The sequence below is a fragment of the Nonomuraea sp. NPDC050404 genome, assembly GCF_040655495.1.
In the GTDB taxonomy this organism is placed as follows: Bacteria; Actinomycetota; Actinomycetes; order Streptosporangiales; family Streptosporangiaceae; genus Nonomuraea.
This window is the reverse complement of record NZ_JBFAKB010000081.1, coordinates 1-2,666: the sequence shown is the minus strand read 5'-3', so window position 1 is coordinate 2,666 and position 2,666 is coordinate 1. Positions and strand designations below refer to the sequence as shown.

General features: G+C 66.6%; 1 protein-coding gene. It reads left to right on the top strand.

Translation table 11 applies throughout. The annotated features are described in order from the left end of the window. Window positions 1–2,666: DNA-directed RNA polymerase subunit beta (gene rpoB / locus AB0I81_RS63880; RefSeq protein WP_360680646.1), on the top strand; the 2,666-nt coding region annotated here is incomplete at both ends.

Below are 2,666 nucleotides of genomic sequence, written 5' to 3'. Positions count from 1 at the left end.
ATCATCAACGGCACCGAGCGGGTGGTGGTCTCGCAGCTGGTCCGCTCGCCGGGTGTCTACTTCGAACGCAATGTGGACAAGACGTCCGACAAGGACCTGTACGGCTGCAAGGTCATCCCGTCGCGGGGTGCGTGGCTGGAGTTCGAGATCGACAAGCGCGACAGTGTCGGTGTGCGCATCGACCGTAAGCGCAAGCAGGCCGTCACCGTGCTTCTCAAGGCGCTGGGGTGGACCACGGAGCAGATTCTCGAGCGTTTCGGTCAGTACGAGTCGATGCGGGCGACCCTGGAAAAGGATCACACCGCGGGTCAGGATGACGCTCTGCTCGACATCTACCGCAAGCTGCGGCCGGGTGAGCCGCCGACCAAGGAGTCGGCGCAGACCCTGCTGGAGAACCTGTATTTCAACCCCAAGCGTTACGACCTGGCCAAGGTCGGCCGCTACAAGATCAACAAGAAGCTCGGGGTGGACTCTGAGATCACCCAGGGCACCCTCACCGAAGAAGACGTCGTCGCCACGATCGAGTACATCGTCCGCCTGCACGCGGGCGAGGAGTCGAGGCCCGGCGCCGACGGTCGTGAGATCATCGTCGAGGTCGACGACATCGACCACTTCGGCAACCGCCGCCTGCGCAGCGTCGGCGAGCTCATCCAGAACCAGGTCCGCCTGGGCCTGGCCCGCATGGAGCGCGTCGTTCGCGAGCGGATGACCACGCAGGACGTCGAGGCGATCACGCCGCAGACCCTGATCAACATCCGCCCCGTGGTGGCGTCGATCAAGGAGTTCTTCGGCACCTCGCAGCTGTCGCAGTTCATGGACCAGACCAACCCGCTGGCCGGCCTGACGCACAAGCGGCGCCTGTCCGCGCTGGGCCCCGGTGGTCTGTCCCGTGAGCGGGCCGGCTTCGAGGTCCGTGACGTGCACCCGTCCCACTACGGCCGGATGTGCCCGATCGAGACCCCCGAAGGCCCGAACATCGGCCTGATCGGCTCGCTGGCCTCCTACGGGCGCATCAACGCCTTCGGCTTCGTCGAGACGCCGTACCGCAAGGTCGTGGACGGCAAGGTCACCGAGCAGGTCGACTACCTGACCGCCGACGAGGAGGACAGGTACGTCAAGGCGCAGGCCAACACCGTGCTCAACTCCGACGGCTCGTTCGCCGAGCCGCGCGTGCTGGTCCGCACCAAGGGTGGTGAGACCGAACTGGCCCGTGCCGAGGAGGTCGACTACATCGACGTGTCGCCGCGCCAGATGGTGTCGGTCGCCACCGCGATGATCCCCTTCCTGGAGCACGACGACGCCAACCGCGCGCTCATGGGCTCCAACATGCAGAGGCAGTCCGTGCCGCTGCTCAAGAGCGAGGCGCCGCTGGTCGGCACCGGCATGGAGTACCGTGCCGCGACCGACGCCGGCGACGTCATCAGCGCCGAGAAGGCCGGTGTGGTGGAGGAGGTCTCCGCCGACTACGTCACCGTCATGAACGACGACGGCACCCGCACCACCTACCGCGTCGCCAAATTCAAGCGTTCCAACCAGGGCACCAGCTTCAACCAGAAGCCGATCGTGGCCGAGGGCGACCGGGTCGAGGTCAACCAGGTCATCGCCGACGGGCCGTGCACCGACAACGGTGAGATGGCCCTGGGCAAGAACCTGCTGGTCGCGTTCATGCCGTGGGAGGGTCACAACTACGAAGACGCGATCATCCTGTCCCAGCGACTGGTGCAGGACGACGTGCTGTCCTCGATTCACATCGAGGAGCACGAGGTCGACGCCCGCGACACCAAGCTGGGGCCCGAGGAGATCACCCGGGACATCCCGAACGTCTCCGAGGAAGTCCTGGCCGACCTCGACGAGCGCGGCATCATCCGGATCGGCGCCGAGGTCGTCCCCGGCGACATCCTGGTCGGTAAGGTCACGCCGAAGGGTGAGACCGAGCTGACGCCGGAGGAGCGGCTGCTGCGCGCGATCTTCGGTGAGAAGGCCCGCGAGGTCCGTGACACCTCGCTGAAAGTGCCGCACGGCGAGCAGGGCAAGGTCATCGCCGTCCGCGTGTTCAGCCGCGAGGAGGGCGACGAGCTTCCCCCCGGTGTGAACGAGCTGGTCCGCGTGTACGTGGCCCAGAAGCGTAAGATCACCGACGGCGACAAGCTGGCCGGCCGGCACGGCAACAAGGGCGTCATCTCCAAGATCCTGCCGGTCGAGGACATGCCGTTCCTCGACGACGGCACCCCGGTCGACATCATCCTCAACCCGCTGGGCGTGCCCGGCCGGATGAACGTCGGCCAGGTACTGGAGACCCACCTGGGCTGGATCGCCGCCCGCGGCTGGGACATCTCCGGCGTCCAGGAGGCGTGGGCCGAACGGCTGCGCGACAAGGGCTTCGAAAGGGTCGCCCCGCGTACCAACATGGCCACCCCCGTCTTCGACGGCGCACACGAGCAGGAGATCGTCGGCCTGCTCGACAGCACCATCCCCAACCGCGACGGTGACCGGATGGTGCAGCAGAGCGGCAAGGCCAAGCTCTTCGACGGCCGCTCCGGCGAGCCGTTCCCGTATCCGATCGCGGTCGGCTACATCTACATCCTGAAGCTGCTCCACCTGGTCGACGACAAGATCCACGCGCGTTCGACCGGCCCGTACTCCATGATCACCCAGCAGCCGCTCGG